The sequence below is a fragment of the Streptomyces deserti genome, assembly GCF_054782695.1.
Map to the genome: position 1 here is coordinate 1 of NZ_BAAGRZ010000020.1, position 15,904 is coordinate 15,904.

The following is a 15,904-nucleotide window of genomic DNA, read 5'->3' on the forward strand; positions in this document are numbered from 1 at the left end:
CGGTTCCAGCCTGTTGTCCCCCATACCGTCAGCACACCGAAGAACAGCAGCCTGTCACCAGCACAGCCATGATCTGAAACAGAACACAGCTCACGTGGCGAAGCGAGACATCAAGACCGGCTCACTAGAGCCTGTCCGACGGATCCTCATCGGCTCCCGGTTCCTGGAGCGCCTCCGGCCCCTCGGAGGCCCCCGGGTCCTCGGGCCCGTCGTCGTAGGGGTTCCACTCCACGGGCCCCTGGTCCTCGGGGTCCTGGACGTAGCGGAGGACCCCCCACATGCCGTGCTCGTCGGCGTGCGGGGCGTCGCTCTTGCACGCCTCGAGTTCCTTGCCGAGGGCGGGAGCGTCGATGCCGGAGCCGATGAGGACCAACTGGGTGAGGCGTTCCTCGGCGTGGCCCCAAGGCTCCGGGTAGAAGCGGAGGAACCGTCCGACGGCGTGCACGGCGTAGCGGTTGCGGGTTTCGTACGGGCCGAAGTCGACGTACCCCTTGATCCGGTACAGCCCCTCGGGTCGGCTGTCCAGGAAGCCCATCAATCGCCGCGGGTCGAGGGGGACTTCGGAGACGAAGGAGAGGCTGTCGTAGCCGGTGTGCAGATGCCCGGCGTGCTCGTCCTCGCCTTCGCCGTGCTCGTGCAGGTCGTCGAAGGACAGCTGCCCGATGCGCTCCTCGCTGGGCCGGCAGTCGAAGAGGAACTCGGGGTCGATACGGCCGTAGGAGGCCGGGACGACGGCGGCGCGGTCGACGAGGGACCGGACGAGACCGAGCACCCGCTCCCCGCCGGCGGCCCGGTCGATCTTGTTGACGACGACGAGGTCGGCAAGGCCGAGGTGCCGGTCGATCTCAGGATGCCTGGCTCGGGTGTCGTCGAACTCGGCGGCGTCGACGACCTCGACGAGCCCGCCGTACACGGTCCCCGGCAGTTCGCTGGCGAGGACCATGCGCACGAGTTCCTGGGGCTCGGCGAGGCCGCTGGCCTCGATGACGATGACGTCGATGCCGAGGGAGGGCTCGGCCAGCCGCTCGAGATAGAGATCGAGCTCTCCCGCGTCGACGGCACAGCACAGGCAGCCGTTGCCCAGTGACACGGTCGAGTCGCCGAGCGCGCCCGCCACGGCCATCGCGTCGATCTCGATGGCCCCGAAGTCGTTGACGATGGCGCCGATACGGCTGCCGCCGCTGCGGTGGAGGAGGTGGTTGAGCAGAGTGGTCTTCCCGGATCCCAGGAATCCGGCCAGGACGATGACCGGGATCTGTCGGAGGCCGGAACTCGGGCTCGGGATCTGTCGGGAGCCGGAACTCGGGCTCGCGATCTGTCGAGGGCCGGAATACGGGCTCGGGCTCGGGCTCGGGCTCGCGCTGGGATGCCTGCTCGGGCTCGGACTCGTGCTCGGCTGACTCACCGTGCGACCTCTCTCACGCCGACGCGCGCACCGGCTCATGGCGCCGGTACACACACGAAGATTGAATGCCGCCCCAGGATACGAGCCGCAGGAATCGCGACGAAGTGAACGATTGTTAGCAGCACTTGCGGGGCAGACGTTGGGCATGGCGCCGGAGTGTGCGACCCTCGCTTCCCTCCGTGCGCCTTCCTCTCCGCCTCCCTGCCGATCAGAGCCGCTCGGCACTCTGGGAGACGGCAAGCGCCGCCCACCGCTCGCCGGTCCCCTCCTGTCGACCCGCACCCGACGACCGGCGGACGGCCGCCTGACTCGGGGGTTGACATGGCCACACAGAAGTCCGGGACGCAGGGGCTGAGTTCCGCCGCAGTGGCGGGCATCGGCCTGTTGGCGGGAGTTGTCGCCGCCATGGCCGCACAGCGCCGCAGGATCGATTCTTTGCGTATCCGGCTCGAGCACTTGGAGCAGGCTGCGCAAAACCAGCGCCACGCCGACCTCGCCATCCAGCAACGCCTCCACTGGGAACTACTGAGCAAGGCGATCGACAATCCGGATTTGGCGGAGGTGCTCGACGTCTTCGAAGGACAGGTCTCCCCCGAGCGGCGGCGGCAGTTCCTGTTCGCCAACGCCCTTTACACCAATCAGGTCTTCAGGTACCGGGTCGGCAACATCAACCGCGAGGAGTTCTTCGGCTTCATGCGCGGCCTGTTCCAGAATCCGATCGTCCGGGAGTACTGGTACGCGGGCCGGCACCAGCGGGCGACCATCGCCGACCGCTCCGACGAGGCCAAGCTCGGGCGCCTGGTCGACGACTTGCTACGTCAGCTGGAGGAGGCCGACATAGACGAATGGTGGGTCGTCGGAGAGCCACCGATGGAGTAACTTCCGCCACAAGACACCAACAGTCACATTGGGTCAACTTCGTTCGCGTTTCTTCAGGTATCGCAAGGGTGAACCCAATCCGGCGATAACGAAGTCGAAACACCTTCTGTTTCGCAGGTTTCACGGGGCTCGCCTGTCGCAGCACAAGAGCACCATATGAACCACTGAACACTCTGAGCGCTCTGGGCGCGGTGGTTGGCTATTCTCGACCCTGAGGCCGTGCCGGCTGCCCGCGTGCGCGCCCGCACCCATGCCTCGAACCCGTGCGAACGAAGGAAAAGCAACAGTGAGTCAGATCATCCGTCGCCTTGGTGCATCTCCACGCGACCGGGGCAGCGCCGGCGGAGCGAATTGCCCGGACATTTTCGAATTGTCCGACGGGCGCTTCGCCATTATTGGTACGGATGTCACGGACTCACTGGACACCGAACTCCCCGATGACGCCTCACGCGCCGACTACGAACGCATCGTGGTGATCACCCGCGAGACCCTGGTGAGGGCGAAGGCCGACATTCCCGACGCGTAGGCACCCTTCCTTGCGGGGCCGGCTCGGCAGAACTCCGAGCCGGCCTTTGTCACGCCGCCGGCACCGCCACCGGCGCCGTCGACCCCACATACCGCGCCACCGGCCTGATGATCTTGGAGTCCTCCGCCTGCTCCAGGATGTTGGCCCCCAGCGGAGATCCTTGCCCTACGGCACCAACTGCTGGTCCCAACGCCAGGTCGGCAGGCCCGCGTTCACCAACACCGACCGCGTAATCCTCGCCGACCTGCTCCACCGCCTCCCGAGAGACAAACTGCGACAGCTCCTGCTGCTGGTACAGCCGGACACGAGATTGCGCTGGCACCGCGATCTGTTCAAGCGGCGCCATGCCGCCACCTGCGTGCCGGAGCGCCGCGGGCGCCCGCCCACGATCCGCTCGATCCGCACCCTGGTCCTGCGCCTCGCCCGCGAGAATTCCTCCTGGGGGTACCGCCGGATCCACGGCGAGCTCGCGGCCCTGGGCTTCCAAGTCGCCGCCTCCACCGTCTGGGAGATCCTGAAGGAGCACGGCATCCCGCCCGCGCCCGAGAGACAGAGCCACACCCGGGCCGACTTCCTGCGCGGCCAGGCCGACGCACTGCTCGCCTGCGACCTCTTCGAGGTCCGCACCCTGACCGGTGCCCGCTTGTACGTCTTTGTCGTTCTCGAGCACGCCACCCGGCGTATCCGCATCCGCGGCGCCACCGCACACCCCACCGCCGAGTGGGTAGCGCGGCTCGGCGGAACCTCGTCATGGACCTCGAGGACGCAGGCAGCAAGGCCAGGTTCTCGATACGCGATCGCGACTCGAAGTTCACGCAGGCCTTCGACGCCGTCCTGGCGACGCCGGACTCAACGTCATCACCACCGGAATCCGAGTGCCCGTCGACTCGGCGGGACCCTTCACGAGTACCACATGCCGCTTGACCAGGCCGGATGATTAATTGACACCCGCACTGTCGCGAACCCTCTGGGCAGCCCCGATGTACTGCCCCTGGCCAGCGGCGGCAGATCGGGACCGCGGTTGCACAGCGGTTCAGAGCCCAAATCCGGGTAGCCGGACCATTCGACGTCCCGTGGGAGCGAAGGACGGCCTCCCTACTGTCCGACGACGGGACCAATCGCTGCTGGCCAGTACTCCAGTCGGCGTCCCAGGGTGGAGTCACAGGCGATCCCGTACAAGGTCAGGAGTGAAGCGGTCGAGCAGTGCGTCCAGCCCGGCGGCCAGCCCCGCCGGGCCACCATGCTCGATGAAAGCCGGGGCCGTTTTGCGAAGCCTGGGAAGTTCCTGAATTGGCATACGGTGCAGGCCGAGCCGAAACGCGGGGTCGGACTCCTCCGGGTTGTCCACCATGGCCCGTAGCTCCACGAAGACGTAGCCGAGTATCCAGCTGGTGAAGGCCCGGAAGGTCGCGGTGGCTTGGATTTCCTCGAGGCCGGCCTTTCCGAGCACGGTCAGCACGCGCTCATCGTCCTTGAGGACCGCCAGCGGGCGCCGGGCCAGCGGGACGGCCAGCATGCGGGTGGCCAGGAGCGGCACCACGTGTGGGTGGGCCAGCGAGACCTGGTAGGTCGCCTGGGCGATCCGGTGTAGTTCGGTGCGCCAGTCAAGCCCCGTTCCGGAGGAGGGGGTCTCGGGCCTGGCCGCCGCTTCACCGGAATCTGCTGCCAGGCAGTCCGGCAGCTCGGTGTACAAGGCTTCGACCAGACCGTCCAGGAGTGCGTCCTTGCTGAACGCGTACCGGTAGAGGGCCATCGCCTCCACCCCCAGTTCGGCTCCGACCCTGCGCATGCTCAGCGCGGACAGCCCTTCCCGGTCGACCAGCTGCTCCCGCTGGGAGCATGCCGCGCTATCTCCTCTTGACGGTATGCCTAAATGGGGCAAAAATGTATGTATACGTCGTAAATATACATCTGTTGCATACTACGCATATCTCTGGGAGAGGCCGTCATGTTCACGATGCAGAGGAGCCGTCCTCGGACGCCGTTCGTGCCGCACCCACTGCGACGCGCAACGGACTGGCCCGCCGCCGGCTCACGGCGCGCCTGCTCCTCGGCGGGTACCGATAGGCCAGGGGCGTCAGGCCACCGCGTTCGTCATCCCGCCCGGCGAGCTTCGGATCATTTCGTGCTCACTGCAGCCGACCGCCGTACTGGCCGACGTTGCGCCAGCGCTCCTCGGCGCCCGCGAGCACGGACGGGCTCCGCCCGGACCCGCACCGGTCGTCGCACGGCCGACGGCGGCGACCATCCAGATCATTCCCGTAGCCCTCGAGGCCAGCACGGGCACGAGAGGGGCGTGCTGATGGGCTCCCTGCCGCTCGTCTCGCCCGCACGGTTGGTCTTCCCTCTCCGCCACGACAGGCCTCGCCGTCATGACAAGCCGGATGAGATTCCGCCCTGGCTCGTGCGTCCCCTGGTGGACCTTGAGCTGATCGTTCCGGCGTTCAACGAGGAGCGCCGTCTGCCCCCGACCATCGCCTCCGCCGTTGCATACCTCTCGGGACGGCCATGGTCATCAGCCATCGTCGCGGTCGACAACGACAGCGCTGACTCCACGCGGGACGTCGTCGGGCAGTTCGCCCACGCCCCGATCAGCGTGTACGCCATCGACTGTAGCGATCACGACAAAGGAGCGGCCGTACGCCGCGGCATCGCCACCTCCCGCGCCCGATATGTCTGCTTCGTCAGCGCGGACAACGCCACGCCCATCGACACTCTTGACCGGATCATGGCCCCGCCGCGGAAGAGCCATATCGCCGTAATTGCCTCCCGGCGGACTCCCGGAGCGCGTTACGAGATCGAGCAGTCGCCAGCAAGGCGGTGCGGCTCGCGGGTGTTCCGGACACTGGCCCAGCTGACGCTTTGTCACGAAGAGGTGCCATTCGTGACAACCGGATGCGGCTTCGCGGCGCTGCCAGAGCGTGGGCGGGGCGGCGGAGACTCCCACGTATGCGTGTGACGAGGAAGACGGAGGAGAGCGTCGTGGACGTGCAGACAAGTCCGCGATCCAACCGTGGCACCGTCCTGCTGGTTGGCCACCACGAGACGGCGCCCGCGCCGGTGGCCGCCAGTCTGCAGCGCGCCGGCTACGAAGTGGCCACCGCGAGCAGCGGTCGCGAGGCTTTGGTCCAGATCGGTCTCGAACTGCCCGATGTCGTCGTTTTGGATGTGAGCATGCCCGACATGGACGTGTTCGACTTTGTCCAGCGACTGCGGGCGGACCCGGCCGGGCGGACCGTGCCTCTGATCTTCCTCATGTCCCGGCGAAGCTCGGTGGATGTGATGAAGGGGCTGCGGCTGGAGACGGACGACTGTGTGCACAAGCCATTCGAGGTTGACGAGCTGGTCGCCCGGGTGGATGCCAAGGTTGTCCGGCGCCCGGTCCCCGCGGACCTGCTGGAACGTGATGCGTACAGTGGCGTGCTCTCCGAGTGGAGGCTGCGGGAGATGGCGGGACGCGAGCTGGAGCACGCCGACCGGACTGGCCGTCCCGGTTTCTTCGCGGTGCTGGAGATCGCTGAGGCCGAGGAACTCCGGGCTCGGTTCGGTCCGGCGGCCCTTGACGCCTTGACGCGCCAGCTCGCGGCTTCGGTGGCTTCCGGTGCCGATCCCCTGGAGGACATCGGCCGTTCGGAAAGCGGGCGGGTCTTCGTCCTGCTGCCGGAGACAAGCCTGGAGCGGGCGAGGGAGAGGTTGTCGAGCATCGCGCGCACCGTTGCCGGGCGCAGCATGCAGGTGCACGAGGAATTGGTGTGGACGACCCCGGCGATCGGCTTCGTGGGTTTCTTCGAGGCGGCGGACGTCGACGATCTCGTAGCGAAGGCAGGGATTGCCGCGGAACACGCGAAGATTCTCCTGGACCTGCGGCCGCAGCAGTGGTCCAAGCGGATGCTCCCGCCGAAGAGGGCTGTCCGGCCGGTGTGGAAAATTTCGCTGACTGTCCTGCGGACGCCCTTCCAGATATGCCTGACGCTGCTGGTCGGAATGGCGCTGCCTTTTTTTTCTACGTGTGGGTGGGCGCGGTTTACGACCTTTCGAACATCACCTACCTGATCGTCGTCGCCTTCCTGGCGGTCACCGCTTTCACGATCTGGTGGGAGGGGTTTTTGGCGCTGTTTCCGCCCTCTCCGCCCGATGAGCCGGGATCTCCATATCCGGCCGCGAGTGCGATCATTCCTGCTTACCTGCCCAATGAGGCGGCCACGGTGCTGGAGACCATCGATGCTTTTCGGTCGGTCGACTACAGCGCGCCATTGCAGATCATTCTGGTGTACAATACGCCGCGCCCTCTGCCGATCGAGGGCGCACTGCAGGAGGTCGCTGCGCGGGACCCCGACTTCCTGCCTTTGAAAGTCAAAAGCTCCACATCGAAGGCACAGAATGTGAATGCCGCCCTGGCTCGGGTCACTGGAGAATTCGTCGGCGTTTTCGATGCGGACCATTGGCCCGCCCCGGGCTCCTTCCAGCGGGCGTGGCGCTGGCTGTCCAACGGGTACGACGTGGTGCAGGGACATTCGGTGATCCGCAACGGCGATGCCTCGTGGGTCGCGCGGACCGTGGCGGTCGAGTTCGAGGCCATGTATGCCATCAGCCACCCTGGCAGGACCCGGTTGCACGACTTCGGGCTTTTCGGCGGCTCGAATGGTTACTGGCGCACCTCGCTCCTGCGCAAGACGCGCATGCGCAAGTCGATGCTGACCGAGGACATCGACTCGTCACTGCGGGCCATCGAGGACGGCGCGAGGATCGGGACGGACCCGCTGCTGATTTCCCGCGAACTGGCCCCGGGCACCGCTCGCGCATTGTGGAAACAACGAATGCGCTGGGCACAGGGCTGGACCCAGGCTTCGCTGCTGCACCTGCGCCCCGGGCTGCGCTCCCCCCGCCTTACGTTTCGGCAGAAATGTGGATGGTTCTTCCTCCTCGGATGGCGCCAGGTATCTCCGTGGGTCGCGATGCAAATTTTCCCGATCATCGCATACAAGATCCTGTACCAAGGACCTCTGAACTGGGTCATTCCCGTCTTTTTGATGACGGCGACCTTCACGCTCTCGGTGGGTCCTGGCCAGACCTTCTTCTCCTATATCCGCGCCGATCCGTCGATTCGCCGACACACCGATTGGTTCTGGTGGTATCTGATCATCGCCAGCTTCCTCTATTCCGAGATCAAGAACCTCATCTCCTGTATCGCGCAATTCAAGGAGCTCATGCGCGAGCGGACGTGGAACATCACACCGCGCGCCAAACCGGATCACGGCCACTGATGATCTGGCCGCAACCGGACCGGGGTGCCATGAAAGCCAGCGTGCGGCCGCCCCGCGCATCAGCCCACCGGTGCACTCGGCCGATCATGAAAAAAACGATGACCCGCCTTCGCTGACGTCCACGTCGATGGCGCTGATCCGCGCCTGGCCACTGTCGACGGTGAGGGTGAGGGTGTGAGGGCCGGCGGTGACGCGGCCGAGGGCGATAGCGGTGTGACCGGAGGTCGAGGGGACCGGAGGGAGGTCGGTGCCGTCCAGGGAGAGGCGCAGGCAGGCGCCGGGCGCTACAGAGCCGAGGACGACGGCGGTGAGGTCGGCGGGGTCACGTGCCTCGAAGCGGTAGGCGACCCACTCACCCGCCGCGAGTCGGATCTCGAGCGCGTCCTCCAGATGCGGGTACGGGTCCCCGGTCGCCGGGAAGGAGACCGCGCCGGTGCGCTGGGGGTCGGTGAAGCCGATGGTGACGCCTTCGCTCTCGCGGACTCCGCGCAGCCCGGTGTCGCGCCGGGTCGCGGACCAGGAGACACCCTCCCCGCCGACCGGGAAGTGGGCGGCGTACAGGCGCAGCGGAGCGCGGCGCATCATGGCGTGGACGACGTCGGGGTGCTGCTCGCAGGCCTCGTAGGCGATGTTGTCGAGGTACTGGCCGAGGATCTTGGCCGCGGCCTGGGGGGCGGGGCGGTCACCGCCGGTGGCCGCGGCCTGGATGAGGTGCCAGTCGTCGGGGATGCGGACGGAGAGAGGGGAGACGCGGGTGTCCAGTTTCTTCCACTGCCAGAAGTTCCATCCGATGCCGAGGTCGTCACACATCCCGAAGGTGCCCTGGCACCAGGCGAGGTGGTTCTCGCCGCCTTCGCCGAGCCAGATGGGGACCTCGAGCCGTTCGCGCATCTGGAGGTAGGGGCGGATGCTGCCGATGTCGGGCGCGTCCCAGTACTTGTGGAACTCCAATACGACCTGGTCATCCCACAACTCGGTGAAGATGCTCCAGTCGTTGGACCAGTCCATGCCTTCCAGGAAGATCAAGTGCTCGTGGTCGACGGCCCGGATGGCGATGATCAGGTCCTGGTAGAGCCGTACGAGCCGGTCGCGGTAGCGGTCCCGGTGGTCTCCCGGCAGCGGTTCGTTCAGCAGGTCGTACCCGGCGATCACAGGATCGTGGCGGTGGCGGCGGGCGAGTTCCTGCCACAGGCGGACGGTGAGGTGCTGGTTGCGGGAAGTGGTGAACAGATCGGGCCAGCCAGCGGAGTCGTCGATATTCGTGCCGGTCTGGCCGCCGGGGGCGCCGTGCAGGTCGAGGACGACGTAGAGGCCGTGGCGGCGGCAGGCTTCCACCGTACGGGTGATCAGCGCGAAGCCGTCCTCGATCCACTCGCCGTCTTCGGTCACGAGAACCCGCCAGTTGAACGGCAAACGAATGGAGTTGTAGCCGTAGGCGGCGATGGCGGCGATGTCCTGATCGGTGATGTAGGCGTCGCGGAACCGGCGCCAGAAGTCCCTAGCGGCGACCTCGCCGATGAGGTTGGTGATCAGGGCCTCGATCTGCCGCGGACTGGCCGCTCCCTCGCCGAAGCGCCACATGTAGCCCTCCGGCAACAGCCAGTTGCCGAGGCCGACACCGCGCAGCAGCACGGGCTGTCCGGCGGCGTCGACGATCTGCCGGCCGTCACGGCGGAGCAGCGAGAGTGCCATGGGCCGATCTCCCGGGTGGGCTATGCGAGGCCGGAGGTGGCAAAGCCCTGGACCGCGTAACACTGGAGGGCGATGAAGGCGAGCGTGCCCTGGACGGTGTCGGCCCGCATAGCGGAAGAAGACGCGGACATAGCCGGCGCCGCCGCGCGCGGGGTGCACGTCGTACTGGCCGGAGCGGTCTGCAGAGCGGCCAGAAAGATCATGACATCGAGTCCACTGCCACCCCCAGATCGGCACCGCGCCGATGAACAGCTGGGACAGCAGGTCGTTCGCCAGGCCGTACTCGGTTTGGTGGAGACAGCCCCAGACTACCGCGATGAAGCCGTACGGACGGTAGCCGTGGCGGACGACGCGGGCTGCGGCGCAATAGGGCCCCTGTCCTGGGTGCGGGTGTCGCCTGGGACAGGGCGAGCTGCGCCATCGAGGGTGCTCACCGAGGTATTCGCGGTGGTTGTGGGGACCGGTCGGATACCGCCAGCTCTTCCGGTGACGTGATGCCACGCTTGCCCTGTATGCGCCGTATGCGCCGTGACGAGTGGCGGGTTTCCGCTGCTCGTCTTCCAGCGCGGTGATGAAGATTTTTGAATTCGGTTCTGACCGGGATTCCGTGAACGATCTTGCAGGACCGGGATTCCAGGATCAGCAGAGCGCAACCCGCACTGTGGCGATACACATCCCACTCTCCGCAAAGGGAAACTCGGGAGTCTGAACTCCGCCTGGGCGGTGTTGCATCCAGCCACCCAGGAGACCCGACGAAAGCCACGAATGAAATATTCGGGCTCACGCGTTCCACGCTCGCGTGGGCCATGTGCTGTCCGTGGTGGAGGAGGCCGCGCAGAGTTCGAAGCTGCGGTGCGGTGCGGCCGTGGTGATGGCCGCGTCCGGCGGGTGGCGGGGTGCGAAGGCGGCGGCCGCAGGCGTAGCGGCGCTCACGGTCGCACAGCGGGTCTCCAACGGCCTGGGTAAGCAGCTCGCCGAGCGGCCCAGGCCGCCGAAGGAGTGCTTTCCGCACGACGAGGCCGATGAACGTCCCGCCTCCTCGTCCTTTCCCTCCTGACACACTGCAGCCGCGATCGCCTTCACCACCGCCGTCGCCCCCACGTGGCCGGCCGTCGGCATCGCGTCTGCGGGCCGACAGTCATGGTGGCCGACGAGCGGGTGCAGTCGGGCGCCCACAACCCCAGCGACGTCACCGCTGGCGCCGCCATCGGCCTGCTCAGCGCCTGGCTCACCCGACACACCCTGCACCTGCTGATGCGGCTCTGGCTGTAGCAGCAGGTCTGTGACCTGGCATTTTCGGCGAGAAGCCCATTCCGGGGCACGGTCAACGCTTCCGCTACCGGACCTGCCGACGTCCCCCACCGACGCAGCGACCTGAACGAGGCCGTTCGGGGTACTCGCTCGACCGACGGGCGAGCGACCGGGACGCCGCTCACGGTGGACCAGGGAGCGGGAACGACATGGATGGGAGGTGATCGCTGGGTCGAGTATGCAGCCGCGCTCCACCGCTGCTGAACGGCAGGCGCACAATGCCGGCGATGAGCCGGTGAGCGAGCTGGTGCAGCGGGCCTCGCAGCAGCTGACCGAGCTGGTGCGCGGTGAACTGCGGTTGGCGCAGGCGGAGATGAAGGAGAAGGGCAAGCGCTACGGCAAGGGTGGCGGCCTGTTCGGCGGCGCCGGCATCCTCGGCTTCCTGATGCTGCAGGCGCTGGTCGCCACCGCGATCGCGGCGCTGGCGGTGCCGCTGCCGGTCTGGGCGGCGGCACTGATCGTCACCGCAGTACTGGGTGTGATCGCCGCGGTGATGGCCATGAGCGGGAAGAAGCAGGTCGACCAGGCCGCGCCGCCCGCGCCCGAGCAGACGATCGAGAACGCCAAGGCCGACGTGGCCGAGATCAAGGAGAGTGCACACCGATGACCCAGCCGCCTCACGATGAGCCCACCGCCTCCAGCCCCGAGGAGCTGCGAGAGCAGGTCGAGCAGACCCGTGCTGAGCTCGGCGAGACGGTCGAGGCGCTGGCAGCCAAGACCGACGTCAAGACCCGCGCCCAGGAGAAGGCCACTGAGGTCAAGGAACAGGCCGCTGCCAAGGCCGGCGAGCTGAAGGAACAGGCCAGTGCGAAGGCCGGTGAGCTGAAAGCGAAGGCCACCGACCTGGCGCACCAGGCACAGGACAAACTGCCCGACCCGGTCAAGGACAAGGCCGCCCACGCCGCCGAGCAGGCCCGGGCCAAGGCGGCCAAGGCCGGCCAGCTGTGGCAGGACAAGGCACCCGAGCCGATGCGGCAGAAGACGGCCCAAGGGGCGCGGCTGGCGCGGGACAACCGCAACCTGGTGCTCGCGGCCGCGGGCATAGCCGTCGTTGTCTTGCTGGCCTGCCGCCGACGCAAGGGGTGACCGGGTGCAAGCATAGAAGATCGCATACAAGCCGGTCGGGCTCGCCCTGGGCGCCGTCAGCGGCCATGGCCGCCGGAGCCTTGTTCAAGCAGACGTGGAAGATGCTGGGCCACGACCAGGACGCCCCCCGAGCGGAGCCACAGTTGAGCCGATGCCTGGCCGGCACCTGGCCCGGCTGACGCACCAAGAAGGGGTGCCGGAAATTGCCTGGATACCGGCACCCCTGCCCCGGAAGTACCCGCACGGAAAGATCACCACAGCAATGCCTGCTCACCAGCGGTGATCCCCGCACTGACCGCAGCAGCGGTCACAGGCATCATCCTGACCGCCCGCTGGACCGCCCTGCACCGGCACAGGCGCGGGCCGTACGAAGCAGCACCTGGTCGTCGAACCAAGCGACCGCGCACGGTGCTCTCCGAGGTGGAAGTCGCACAGATCAACAGCTACGCCCACGCGGTCACTGCAGACGAGCGCTACCTGGCCGGTCGGCGCGATCATCCGACGCGTGTGAAGAACGGCTGCGCAAGCAGCGGGAACGGCTGGACCACGGTTGTGTCGCTCATTGGCTGCCTGTCACGACGGCTGCGCCGGCTTGTGGTCCGTTCGTCGGTGCCCGAGGTGCGACCTTCCTTGTGTCGGGCGACAGTGAGTGGACGCGGTGCCGATGTGCTGCTGGCCTCACTGTCCAACGAAGGGAAGTCACGAGATGTCGGAACGCAATACCGTCATGCGCAGCCTGCACGACCTGGGGCTGGCCGCATGGTTCGGCGGCTCTTTGATGGGCGCGGTGGGCCTCAACGGCGCGGCACGAGCTGAAGGCGGAACGCAGGCGACCCCCGCGCGGATCGCCAGCTCCGGTTGGGCGAAGTGGGCGCCGGTGAACGCTGCGGCCGTCGGAGCCCATCTGGTGGGCAGCAGTGGCCTGCTCGCGGCGAACGCGGCACGGGTTGCTACCCAGCAGGGAGTGGCCGCCTCTACCGTGGCAAAGACAGTTCTGACCGGAGCGGCCCTGGCGGCCACCGCGTACAGCCGGGTGCTGGGCAAGAAGATCGAGCTGGCGTCCTCCAGCGACCCGGAAGATACCGAAAAGGCCGCGGAGCACCCCGTCGACACGGACAAGGCGCAGCGTCAGCTCGCCTTCCTGCAGTGGACTATCCCGGCGCTGACAGGCGGCCTGCTCGTCCTGAACGCGCTGCACGGAGAACAGCAGCGCCCCGAGGAGCAAGCCAGGGGGATGTGGCAGCGAGCCATGAGCAGGACGCCCCACATGCCCTCCATGGCGCACATGCCGTCCATGCCGGACTGGCGCTGGATGCAACCGCACGGCTGACGCAGACTGCCAGCACCCCGCGCGCGGTCACCCAGGCCCAACGGCCCGAGCACCGTTGTGAGGCGGAGCAGAGGCCGGTGAGCAACCATGCTTGACCGCGATCCGGGCGGCGACCTCGGGCGCCACGGCACCTCGCAGGCCCGCGGCGGCCGGTCCCGCTCGCGCGGCACGATCCGCCGGAGGATGTCCTGGCCGACCAGAGCCAGGCCCCGGCCGAAATACCGGCCCTGACGGACGGCTTGCTTGAAGCGCTGTTACCGGGCAGCACGACCAGTCGGCGCTACGGATGGGTGTCACCAACGGCACGCTGGCCCCCCATCCAGCCTGGCGTCCTCTGATCACCTGGGCGGCGAGCAGGCGCCGACTCTCCTTGGCCCGGTGGCACCGGCTCCACTCACATGGTCGGGGGCCAGGAACAGCATCACGGCTGTCTGCGTACGGATCGAGGCGATCGCCTCGGCCAGATGGTCACGCAGGCACCCACCCGTGTGGAACCATGCTGCCCGCAAACCGTCCGGCCTGCCCCGACCACCCATGTCTGAACCCTTCAAGGGAGCCGGTCCGTAACGGCAAGCACTACGGCTGCGGCGACCATCACCGCTGAGTAGCTGACCATCACGGCCCGGCCCCACCCGCCACGCTTGACGACGACGCCCAGGTCATCCCGCTCAGGCTCGGAGCCAGTGAGCCCGAGCGGTGCCGCATACCGCGCAGCGCCGTCCACGCGAGGATTCATGCCCGGGTCAACGCCTGATCAGAGTTTTGGACACAGCACAACCGCCGTCATCACCCGCTCAGCCCACACGCCCCCTCACAGCTGCGCTCGCCCCCCCCCGGCCGCGAGGTCAGGGCCGGTTCGCAAAGGGGAAGACTCATTGTCTGCGCCGCCCGTCAGGTGCCAGAAGGCGCCGAGGGCTTCGCGGCACCTGCCCTCAGGCCAGTTCGGACCGGCCGAACAGCAGCGCGTAGCCGGGTGGGAGCTGGGTGAGGATGCGGTGCAGCAGGTCCTCGCCCGCAATGTCGGCGAGGGTGCTCAGGACGGCGCCGGTGTCCCAGCGGGCGGTCTCGGGGGTTGCGCCCTCGATGAGCAGGGCGACGGCTTCGACGAACTCGTGCGGGGTGAGCGGTTTGGTCGCCGGCAGCGGTTCGAGCAGCAGGGGTTGGCACTGAGCCGGAAGCTGGTCGGCGAGTTCCTTGCGTTCGGAGCCCAGCAGATGGGCGCCCAGGGCGGCCAGCACCGTCCGGGTGACCCGCTCGGCCTCCCGCGTGGTGGTGTACTCACCGCGTTCTTGGACCTGGGCCAGGAACGGTTCCCATGCGATGGCCACGGTGGCCTCCTTCATCGACATGCGGCATTGCGCATTTCTCAGGGCCAGCCTGCCCGCAGTCCGGCCGCCCCGGCCCCGGGCGCAGCAATCACCAGGGGCCGGGGGTGCGGACCTGACCCGCCTGGCGGGGACTTCGGCGGTCAGCCGCTGCTCTGCTGGCGGCCCTCACCGGCGCTGACGGCGATCTTGCGGGGCTTGGCCTGCGTCACCTGGTACGTGCCCCCCAGTGGTGGCCTTCCATCCGTCCTGCGGCGCGCTGGGATCACGCCGGGCGGATGTTCTCCGCCTGCGGTCCCTTCTGGCCCTGCGTGACGTCGAACTCGACTTTCTGCCCCTCCTGCAGCTCACGGAAGCCCTGAGCGGCAATGTTGGAGTAGTGGGCGAAGACGTCAGGTCCGCCGCCCTCCTGCTCGATGAAACCGAAACCCTTTTCGCTGTTGAACCACTTCACGGTGCCCTTGGCCATGGTCTGCTCCTTGGAGGAAACACAGGCGCGCACCCTGCACGCCCGGGAGGTGATCGCCCTGGTCCGGAGAGGCGCTGAACAGCAAGAACGCCCATGATCGTGATCACGGGCGAACGGGACTTCGGAACCACGACTGCTAAATAACGACGCTACACCGCGCGGCCGGAAGCCGCTGACAACGCGGCCGTGGACCGTGCCTCTTGCCCCGGCTGTCGCGCAGGAAGAGACGTCCGCGCGGCGATCCGGCTTTGCCCACCGGGTGTGAGCCGCGAAAAGGAGGTCCCTGATTTTCGGGTGGCTTGCCCGGCCGTCGCGCAAGGGTTCAGCGGCTGCGCGTAGTGCTCGCGCGCCGACGGTCAGGGTCGTCGACGTCAGCTCGCCGTGCTGGAGGCGGGGCAGTGCGGTGGCGAGGCGGGTCCGCGGGCGCGGTGAGTACGTCGGCAAGGGGAAGCGGCTCAGGTCACCACGGCCGTCCTGCAGGTCCTCGCCCAGACCAAAGACCTGGCAGCCCAGGAGTCCGAGGGCACCGGATCCCTGCCCCGCACCACCCTGCGCCACCGTGTCCTCGATCAGGGGGAACTGCCCGACCTGCGGCGACGGCGACGCCACCGGCTTCC

14 protein-coding genes and 3 pseudogenes are annotated in these 15,904 nt (G+C 67.6%); 11 read left to right on the forward strand and 6 right to left on the reverse strand.

From position 1 onward, the window contains the following. Positions 1-124: 124 nt before the first annotated feature. A complete protein-coding gene (locus tag ACYVMZ_RS27160) occupies positions 125-1,285 on the reverse strand; it encodes a CobW family GTP-binding protein (RefSeq protein ID WP_461084299.1) in 1,161 nt (386 codons plus the stop codon). 441 nt (positions 1,286-1,726) lie between these two features. Here ACYVMZ_RS27160 and ACYVMZ_RS27165 point away from each other — a divergent pair, with 441 nt between their 5' ends. From ACYVMZ_RS27165 to ACYVMZ_RS27175, 3 genes and pseudogenes are all read left to right on the forward strand, one after another. Then, the gene (locus tag ACYVMZ_RS27165; RefSeq protein ID WP_461084110.1) at positions 1,727-2,284 is read left to right on the forward strand and encodes a DUF6082 family protein; all 558 of its coding nucleotides are present in this window, start codon (positions 1,727-1,729) and stop codon (positions 2,282-2,284) included. 286 nt (positions 2,285-2,570) lie between these two features. After that, positions 2,571-2,810, forward strand: a complete 240-nt coding sequence (locus ACYVMZ_RS27170; RefSeq protein WP_461084112.1) for a hypothetical protein — start codon at positions 2,571-2,573, stop codon at positions 2,808-2,810. Between the two features lie 156 nt (positions 2,811-2,966). Then, positions 2,967-3,691, forward strand: a pseudogene (locus ACYVMZ_RS27175) (integrase); the annotation flags it as partial. 278 nt (positions 3,692-3,969) lie between these two features. Here the strand turns inward: ACYVMZ_RS27175 and ACYVMZ_RS27180 are convergent. After that, positions 3,970-4,635: pseudogene (locus ACYVMZ_RS27180) on the reverse strand (TetR/AcrR family transcriptional regulator); the annotation flags it as partial. 477 nt (positions 4,636-5,112) lie between these two features. On the opposite strand from ACYVMZ_RS27180, the gene ACYVMZ_RS27185 reads away from it, so the two are divergent. From ACYVMZ_RS27185 to ACYVMZ_RS27195, 3 genes are read left to right on the forward strand one after another with little or no spacing between them, the layout of a single operon-like run. Further along, complete coding sequence (locus tag ACYVMZ_RS27185; protein ID WP_461084301.1) at positions 5,113-5,769, forward strand: glycosyltransferase; 657 nt, start codon at positions 5,113-5,115, stop codon at positions 5,767-5,769. Between the two features lie 23 nt (positions 5,770-5,792). After that, on the forward strand, positions 5,793-6,863 hold the full coding sequence (locus ACYVMZ_RS27190) for a response regulator (protein WP_461084114.1): 1,071 nt from the start codon (positions 5,793-5,795) through the stop codon (positions 6,861-6,863). Next, on the forward strand, positions 6,824-8,074 hold the full coding sequence (locus tag ACYVMZ_RS27195; RefSeq protein ID WP_461084116.1) for a glycosyltransferase family 2 protein: 1,251 nt from the start codon (positions 6,824-6,826) through the stop codon (positions 8,072-8,074). Before ACYVMZ_RS27190 ends, ACYVMZ_RS27195 begins: the two co-directional genes overlap by 40 nt. A gap of 84 nt (positions 8,075-8,158) precedes the next feature. On the opposite strand, the gene ACYVMZ_RS27200 is transcribed toward ACYVMZ_RS27195, so the two are convergent. Then, positions 8,159-9,766, reverse strand: coding sequence for a cellulase family glycosylhydrolase (locus tag ACYVMZ_RS27200; protein ID WP_461084118.1), 1,608 nt, complete (start codon positions 9,764-9,766; stop codon positions 8,159-8,161). 799 nt (positions 9,767-10,565) lie between these two features. Between ACYVMZ_RS27200 and ACYVMZ_RS27205 the strand changes: the two genes are divergently transcribed. The 5 genes from ACYVMZ_RS27205 to ACYVMZ_RS27225 all read left to right on the forward strand — a co-directional run bounded on the left by ACYVMZ_RS27205 (position 10,566) and on the right by ACYVMZ_RS27225 (position 13,493). Beyond that, positions 10,566-10,823, forward strand: coding sequence for a hypothetical protein (locus tag ACYVMZ_RS27205; RefSeq protein ID WP_461084120.1), 258 nt, complete (start codon positions 10,566-10,568; stop codon positions 10,821-10,823). Positions 10,824-10,906: 83 nt separating this feature from the next. After that, positions 10,907-11,038, forward strand: coding sequence for a phosphatase PAP2 family protein (locus tag ACYVMZ_RS27210; protein ID WP_461084122.1), 132 nt, complete (start codon positions 10,907-10,909; stop codon positions 11,036-11,038). A gap of 217 nt (positions 11,039-11,255) precedes the next feature. Beyond that, positions 11,256-11,684 carry a phage holin family protein gene (locus ACYVMZ_RS27215; RefSeq protein WP_461084124.1) on the forward strand — a complete coding sequence of 143 codons (429 nt, stop codon included), beginning with the start codon at positions 11,256-11,258 and terminating at the stop codon, positions 11,682-11,684. Beyond that, positions 11,681-12,163: a DUF3618 domain-containing protein gene (locus ACYVMZ_RS27220; RefSeq protein ID WP_461084126.1), complete on the forward strand. Its 483-nt coding sequence runs from the start codon at positions 11,681-11,683 to the stop codon at positions 12,161-12,163. The genes ACYVMZ_RS27215 and ACYVMZ_RS27220 overlap by 4 nt, the downstream gene beginning before the upstream one ends. A 706-nt stretch (positions 12,164-12,869) precedes the next feature. Further along, positions 12,870-13,493 (forward strand): hypothetical protein, encoded by a 624-nt coding sequence (locus ACYVMZ_RS27225; protein ID WP_461084128.1) that lies wholly within the window; start codon positions 12,870-12,872, stop codon positions 13,491-13,493. A gap of 137 nt (positions 13,494-13,630) precedes the next feature. Here ACYVMZ_RS27225 and ACYVMZ_RS27230 read toward each other — a convergent pair. The 3 genes and pseudogenes from ACYVMZ_RS27230 to ACYVMZ_RS27240 all read right to left on the reverse strand — a co-directional run. Further along, positions 13,631-13,767 (reverse strand): annotated as a pseudogene (locus tag ACYVMZ_RS27230) (kinase); the annotation flags it as partial. Between the two features lie 658 nt (positions 13,768-14,425). Beyond that, positions 14,426-14,821, reverse strand: coding sequence for a DUF2267 domain-containing protein (locus ACYVMZ_RS27235; RefSeq protein WP_461084130.1), 396 nt, complete (start codon positions 14,819-14,821; stop codon positions 14,426-14,428). A gap of 262 nt (positions 14,822-15,083) precedes the next feature. Next, a complete protein-coding gene (locus tag ACYVMZ_RS27240) occupies positions 15,084-15,287 on the reverse strand; it encodes a cold-shock protein (protein ID WP_007379522.1) in 204 nt (67 codons plus the stop codon). Between the last annotated feature and the right edge of the window lie 617 nt (positions 15,288-15,904).

Coding starts and splice junctions, on each gene's coding strand:
- ACYVMZ_RS27210 (WP_461084122.1), top strand. CDS start 10,907: ATGGTGGCCGACGAGCGGGTGCAGTCGGGCGCCCACAACCCCAGCGAC.
- ACYVMZ_RS27200 (WP_461084118.1), bottom strand. CDS start 9,766: ATGGCACTCTCGCTGCTCCGCCGTGACGGCCGGCAGATCGTCGACGCC.
- ACYVMZ_RS27185 (WP_461084301.1), top strand. CDS start 5,113: ATGGGCTCCCTGCCGCTCGTCTCGCCCGCACGGTTGGTCTTCCCTCTC.
- ACYVMZ_RS27240 (WP_007379522.1), bottom strand. CDS start 15,287: ATGGCCAAGGGCACCGTGAAGTGGTTCAACAGCGAAAAGGGTTTCGGT.
- ACYVMZ_RS27225 (WP_461084128.1), top strand. CDS start 12,870: ATGTCGGAACGCAATACCGTCATGCGCAGCCTGCACGACCTGGGGCTG.
- ACYVMZ_RS27215 (WP_461084124.1), top strand. CDS start 11,256: ATGCAGCCGCGCTCCACCGCTGCTGAACGGCAGGCGCACAATGCCGGC.
- ACYVMZ_RS27220 (WP_461084126.1), top strand. CDS start 11,681: ATGACCCAGCCGCCTCACGATGAGCCCACCGCCTCCAGCCCCGAGGAG.
- ACYVMZ_RS27165 (WP_461084110.1), top strand. CDS start 1,727: ATGGCCACACAGAAGTCCGGGACGCAGGGGCTGAGTTCCGCCGCAGTG.